The organism is Streptomyces sparsus, from assembly GCF_054776295.1.
Map to the genome: position 1 here is coordinate 1 of NZ_BAAHCA010000222.1, position 6,214 is coordinate 6,214.

5 protein-coding genes are annotated in these 6,214 nt (G+C 73.3%); 1 reads left to right on the forward strand and 4 read right to left on the reverse strand.

Going from position 1 to position 6,214, the window contains the following annotated elements:
- Positions 1 to 20 precede the first annotated feature (20 nt).
- Positions 21 to 1,307 carry a CynX/NimT family MFS transporter gene (locus ACYVE9_RS12700; protein WP_461027917.1) on the forward strand — a complete coding sequence of 429 codons (1,287 nt, stop codon included), beginning with the start codon at positions 21 to 23 and terminating at the stop codon, positions 1,305 to 1,307.
- 58 nt (positions 1,308 to 1,365) lie between these two features.
- Here the strand turns inward: ACYVE9_RS12700 and ACYVE9_RS12705 are convergent, their stop codons facing one another.
- The 4 genes from ACYVE9_RS12705 to pheA all read right to left on the reverse strand — a co-directional run bounded on the left by ACYVE9_RS12705 (position 1,366) and on the right by pheA (position 6,079).
- Positions 1,366 to 2,166, reverse strand: a complete 801-nt coding sequence (locus tag ACYVE9_RS12705) for an SDR family NAD(P)-dependent oxidoreductase (protein ID WP_461027913.1) — start codon at positions 2,164 to 2,166, stop codon at positions 1,366 to 1,368.
- Between the two features lie 111 nt (positions 2,167 to 2,277).
- A complete protein-coding gene (locus ACYVE9_RS12710; RefSeq protein WP_461027914.1) occupies positions 2,278 to 3,081 on the reverse strand; it encodes an HAD family hydrolase in 804 nt (267 codons plus the stop codon).
- Positions 3,078 to 4,355 (reverse strand): serine--tRNA ligase, encoded by a 1,278-nt coding sequence (gene serS, locus ACYVE9_RS12715; RefSeq protein ID WP_461027915.1) that lies wholly within the window; start codon positions 4,353 to 4,355, stop codon positions 3,078 to 3,080. The genes ACYVE9_RS12710 and serS overlap by 4 nt, the downstream gene beginning before the upstream one ends.
- A gap of 794 nt (positions 4,356 to 5,149) precedes the next feature.
- A complete protein-coding gene (pheA, locus tag ACYVE9_RS12720; protein ID WP_461027916.1) occupies positions 5,150 to 6,079 on the reverse strand; it encodes a prephenate dehydratase in 930 nt (309 codons plus the stop codon).
- Between the last annotated feature and the right edge of the window lie 135 nt (positions 6,080 to 6,214).

Genomic DNA, 6,214 nt, shown 5'->3' on the forward strand with positions numbered 1-6,214 from the left:
ACCACCCGAAAGGCCCTCACGTGTCCACGGCCAGCCCCGACAGCCTCGCCGAGGCCCGACCCACCACCGCCACCGCACAAACCCGCCCGGCCGCCTCCGTACCGGCGACGCCCCGGGACGGCCGACGCAGCCGTACCGTGCTGCTGCTGGCCGGCATCGTGCTGGCCGCGGTCAACATGCGCGCCGCCCTCGCCGGCGTCTCACCGCTGGTCGGCGAGATCGGGGCGCACTTCGGCCTCACCGCCACCGGCAGCAGCCTGATCACCACGATCCCGCTGGTCTTCATGGGGCTCGTCTCGCCGATCGCGCCGAGGCTCGCCCGCCTCTTCGGCACCGAGACCGTGCTGTTCGGGGCGCTGCTGCTGCTCGCCGGCGGCATCGTGCTGCGCGTCGCGCCGCCCACGCTCGCCCTGTTCGGCGGCTGCGCGGTGGTCGGCGGCGCCATCGCCCTGCTCAACGTGCTGATGCCGGGCCTGGTCAAGCGGGACTTTCCCGACCACGCGGCCGGCATGACGGCCCTCTACACCACGGCGATGATCGGCGGTGCGACCGTCTCGGCCGCGGTCGCCGTCCCGCTGGAGGGCCTGCTCGGCGGTTGGCAGGGCAGCCTGGTGTCCTGGGCGCTGCTCGCGGTGGTCGCCGCGGCGGCCTGGCTGCCGCACCTGGTGGTCACCCGCGGCGCCCGGCTCGACGGTCCGGCCGTCACCAGCACGCCGGCGGCGGCCGGGCCGGTCCTGACCCGCTCCGCCCTGGCCTGGCAGGTCACGCTGTTCATGGGCCTCCAGTCGACCGTGGCGTACGTGACGATCGCCTGGCTGCCGACCATCTTCATCGACCACGGCATGGACAGGGGCACTGCCGGGCTGGTCTTCGCGTTCAGCACCCTGGTCCAGATGGCCGGTTCGTTCGTGGTGCCGCTCGTCGCCGGACGGCTCAGCAGCCAGCGGCTGCTCGCCGTCGCAGTGGTGGCCCTGATGGCGTCCGGGGTGACCGGCCTGCTCGTCTCCCCGGTCGAGGGGGCGTGGCTGTGGGCCGCGCTGCTCGGTGTCGGCCAGGGCGGCACGGTCGGCTTGGCGCTGACGATGATCGTGCTGCGGTCAGGGGACGCCCACATCGCGGCCCGGCTCTCCGGCATGGCCCAGACCTGGGGTTACCTGCTGGCCGCCGCCGGGCCCCTGACCCTGGGCGCGGTGCACCAGCTCACCGGGGGCTGGCGGCTGCCGCTCGCGCTGCTGCTGGCGCTGTGCGTCGCCCTGGCCCTGCTCGGCCTCGGCGCCGGCCGCAACCGCCGCATCGGCGGCCACTGAGACCGGGCGGCGGACCATACGGCCCCGAACCGGCCGGTCGACGGGAGGGCACAGGCCGTCAGCGACCGAGGGCGGCGCCACCGTTGACGTGGACCACCTGGCCGGTGATGTGGCCGGCGGCGTGCGAGGCCAGCCAGTGCAGGGTCTCCGCCACGTCACCCGGCTCCCCGGGGCGGCCGGTCAGGGTCTCCTCGACGAGCTGGGCGCGCCGTTCGGTGGGCAGGCCCGCACCGAAGAAATCGGTGCCCTCGACGTATCCGGGCGCCACCAGGTTCACCGTCACACCGCGTCGGCCCAGTCGCCGGGCCAGGTCGAAGGCGTAGGGGTGCAGGGCCGCCTTTCCGGCCGCGTAGGCGGTCGAACCGGAGCCGCGCTGCGCGGCGATGGAGCTGACGAACAGCACCCGCCCGCCCGGTGACGCCAGCCGGGCCTGCAACGCCTCGGTCAGCAGTACGGCGGTGAGCGTGTTCAGCCGGAAGTTGAGCGTCCAGTTCCGTTCCACCGCCGGCAACGGATCGGCGGCGGCCACCGCGTCACCGTCCCCGGGCCCCGGCTCGTCCCCGGGCCCCGGGTCCCGCACCGCTTCCGGCTCCCGAGCGCCGTCGCCACCCGCGTTGTGGACCAGCACGTCCACCGCGCCGCACTCGTCCGCGACGAAGCGCTCGACCGCGCGGGCGCCCTCCGGGGTGGCCAGGTCGGCGGCCACCCGCAGTGCCCCGGGCACCTCGTCCGCGGCCCTGTCCAGCACCTCGGCCCTGCGCCCCACCAGGACCACCAGGTCGCCGCGGGCGGCGAAGCACCGCGCCGTCGCCAGACCGATGCCGGTGCCGCCGCCGCTGATCACCACTGTCCGTGTCATAGCCGGAGGGTAACCCCGGCGGGCTGCGGCGCCCGGGTGCGCGGCACGTCCGGAGCAGGCGTGGCGCGGCTGCGGACGCGGGGCGCGAGCGGGCGCCGGGGCGCGGGACCGTCAGCCTGCCAGCAGGCGTTCCAGGACCTCGGCGATGCCGTCCAGGTCGTTGGAGGTGGTCGTCTCGTCAGCCGCCGCGAGCAGCTCGGGATGGGCGTTGGCCATGGCCACGCCGTGCGCCGCCCACCCGAACATCGGCAGGTCGTTGGGCATGTCACCGAAGGCGATCGTCTCGGCCGCGGTGACGCCGAGCCGGCGGGCGGCCAGCGACAGCCCCGTCGCCTTGGACAGGCCCAGCGGAAGCAGTTCCACTATGCCGGGCCCGGCCATCGTGACACCGACCAGGTCGCCGACGATCCGCCGTGCCGCTTCGGCCAGCTCGTCGTCGTCCAGGGAGGCGTGCTGCACGTACAGCTTGTTGAGCGGTTCGGCCCACAGCTCGGCCTCGTCCTCGAACGGCAGGACCGGCAGCGGACCCTCCTGCACGCGGTAGCCGGGACCGACCAGCACGGCACCGTCGATGCCGTCGCGGGACGCGGCCACGGCCAGCGGGCCGATCTCCGCCTCGATCTTCGCCACCGCCGCCGACGCCAGCCTGCGGTCCAGCGTCACCGAGGTCAGCAGCCGGTGCTCACCGGCGTGGTAGACCTGCGCGCCCTGCCCGCACACCGCCAGCCCGCGGTAGCCCAGGTCGTCCAGGATGTGCCGCGTCCAGGGCACCGCCCGGCCGGTGACGACCCGCTCCTCCGCCCCGGCGGCGGTCTCCGCGTCGAGCGCCTCCCGGGTGCGGGGGGAGACGGTGTCGTCGCTGCGCAGCAGCGTGCCGTCCAGGTCGGTGGCGACCAGCCGGTACGGGAAGCTCACGCGCCGACCGGCTTCAGCAGTTCCCGGCCCCCGAGATAGGGCCGCAGCATCTGCGGCACACGGACCGAGCCGTCCGGCTGCTGGTGGTTCTCCAGCAGCGCCACGATGGTGCGCGGGACCGCGCACAGCGTGCCGTTCAGGGTGGCGACCGGCTGGACCCGCTTGCCGTCGCGCATCCGGATGGAGAGCCGCCGGGCCTGGAACTCGTTGCAGTTCGACGCCGACGTCAGCTCGCGGTACTTGCCCTGGGTCGGGATCCACGCCTCGCAGTCGAACTTGCGCGAGGCAGAGGCGCCGAGGTCCCCGGTGGCGACGTCGATGACCTGGAACGGCAGCTCCAGGGCCGTCAGCCACTGCTTCTCCCACTCCAGCAGCCGCATGTGCTCCGCCTCGGAGTCGGCCGGGTCGACGTAGGAGAACATCTCGACCTTGTCGAACTGGTGCACCCGGAAGATGCCGCGGGTGTCCTTGCCGTAGGTGCCCGCCTCGCGCCGGAAGCAGGGCGAGAACCCGGCGTACCGCAGGGGCAGCTGGGAGGACTCGATGATCTCGTCCATGTGGTAGGCGGCGAGCGGGACCTCGGAGGTGCCGACCAGGTAGTAGTCGTCCTTCTCCAGGTGGTAGACGTTCTCCGCGGCCTGGCCGAGGAAGCCCGTGCCCTCCATGGCCCGCGGCTTGACCAGCGCGGGGGTGAGCATCGGTACGAAGCCGGCCTCCGTCGCCTGCGCGATGGCCGCGTTGACCAGCGCCAGCTCCAGCAGCGCGCCGACGCCCGTCAGGTAGTAGAAGCGCGAGCCGGAGACCTTCGCGCCGCGCTCGACGTCGATGGCGCCCAGCAGCTGGCCCAGCTCCAGGTGGTCCCTGGGCTCGAAGCCCTCGGCGGCGAAGTCGCGGCGGGTGCCGAGGGTCTCCCGGACGGTGAAGTCCTCCTCGCCGCCCACCGGCACCTCGGGGTGCACGAGGTTGCCCAGCTGCCGCAGCAGCCGTTGGGTCTCCTCGGCGGCCTCGTCCTGCTCGGCGTCGGCGGCCTTCACCGCGGCGGACAGCTCGGCGGCCTGCGCGAGCAGGTCCGTCTTCTCGTCGCCGGTGGCCTTGGGGATCAGTTTGCCGAGCTGCTTCTGCCGGGAGCGCAACTCGTCGAAGCGGACGCCGGACGACCTGCGCCGCTCGTCGGCCAGGAGGAGCGCGTCGACGAGGGCGACGTCCTCTCCTCGGGCGCGCTGGGAGGCGCGCACACGGTCGGGGTCCTCACGGAGCAGGCGAAGGTCAATCACGCCCTCAGGTTACCGGGACCGGCGGCCTGCCCTCGAACCGTTATCCCGCTTGATGGGTTTTTGTCCGTTTTGCAATACCGGTAAATGGTGAGCGCGGAGAAGCCGGGCGGGTGCCCGGTGGACATCGGGTGGCCGGGACGGGAAGGCGGGGCGACTTCGCGAGGGGAATTCGCCGTGGGCGGGCAAAGTGCCGCTCCCGGTCCTCGACCGGCTCGGGTGGTGGTCAATGACGAGGTCGTCTGGCGGGGCGGCCGGGGGCGGGGTCGCGGTGTACGGGGCGGTGCGGGCCGCCTGCGGACGCGGTGCGGGTCGGCCGGTGGGGCGGGCTGACCTGGCTGTGCGGCGGGTGCTGTTAACCGTCGTTATCCACAGTTGCGCCGTCTTCCGCAAAGTTATCCACAGGGCGGTGGGGGATTCTGTGGAAAGCGGTGAAGATCCTTTACCGGGTTTCGTGCGGGGCCATGAATTCCCCGAGCAAACCGTCGTTACACACGCCTTCGGGGGGAATTGCCGCCTCGGAGTGAGCTGATCATGGCGGTTGGACGAATCGCGCCGGACCCGTGTGGCTGTGGGTACCTCTGCGCCTTGGGTGCGGATATGTCGACAGTGTCGGATTCACGTGTCGACTTGTGCACAGCACCCCCAGTGCCCTGTGGATAACTTTGCGGCATCTCTCGCGGTGTCCGGCACCCTTCGGGGGCGCCCGGGGTGTAGGGCCCCGGCGCCCCGGGGCGCGTAGGACGCCGGCGCCCCCGGCTCGGCCTGCGCCCCCGGGGCGCTGCGTGTGCCCGGGGTCAGCCGCGGCCGTCCATACAGCGCTGCACCCAGTCCGCCGCGGCGGTGAAGTCGGCGTCCGCCGTACCCGGTCGCAGCTCGGGCCGGACGGCGTCGGCGCGCGGATACGAGCCCAGGAACCGCACCCGCTGGCAGGCCCGCTTCAGCCCCATCAGCACGTCCCCGACCCGCCGGTCCTGGAGGTGGCCCTCGCAGTCCACCGAGAAGCAGTACCGGCCGATGCCCTCACCCGTCGGGCGCGACTCGATGCGCATCATGTTCACGCCGCGCGCGGCGAACTCCTGGAGCAGCTCCAGCAGCGCACCCGGATGGTCCTCCCGCAGCCACATCACCACCGACGTCTTGTCCGCGCCGGTCGGTGCGGCCGGGCGGGCGGGCCGGCCGACCAGCACGAACCGGGTGGTGGCGTTCTGGGCGTCGTGGATGTCCTTCACCCGCGCCTCCAGACCGTAGGTCGGTGCGGCGAACTCCCCGGCGAACGCCGCGTCGAACCGGCCCTCCTGGACCAGCCGGGCGCCGTCGGCGTTCGAGGCCGCCGACTCCCACACGGCGTTCGGCAGATGGGCGGCGAGCCAGTTGCGGACCTGCGGCTGGGCGACGGGATGCCCGGTCACCGTCTTCACCGACTCCAGTTCCGTGCCGGGCCGCACCAGCAACGCGAAGGCGATCGGGAGCAGCACCTCGCGGTAGATCATCAGCGGTTCGCCGGAGGCCAGTTCGTCGAGCGTCGCGGTGACGCCGCCCTCCACCGAGTTCTCGATCGGCACCAGGGCCGCCGCCGCCTCGCCGGCGCGCACCGCGTCCAGCGCGGCGGGCACCGAGACCATGGGCACCAGTTCGCGGGTGGCGGCCTCGGGCAGCGTGCGCAACGCGGCCTCGGTGAAAGTGCCCTCGGGTCCCAGATACGTGTAGCGGCTCGCGGGTGACATGCCGCCACAGTAGCCAGGCCGGGGGGCGAGCGCCGCCCGGTCTCAGTCCTCGGGCCACCGCGCGGGGCGCTCACACCGCAGGCTGCCGCCGTCGGAGCGGGGCCGCCGCGACCGGCCGGGACGCTCACGCCTCCA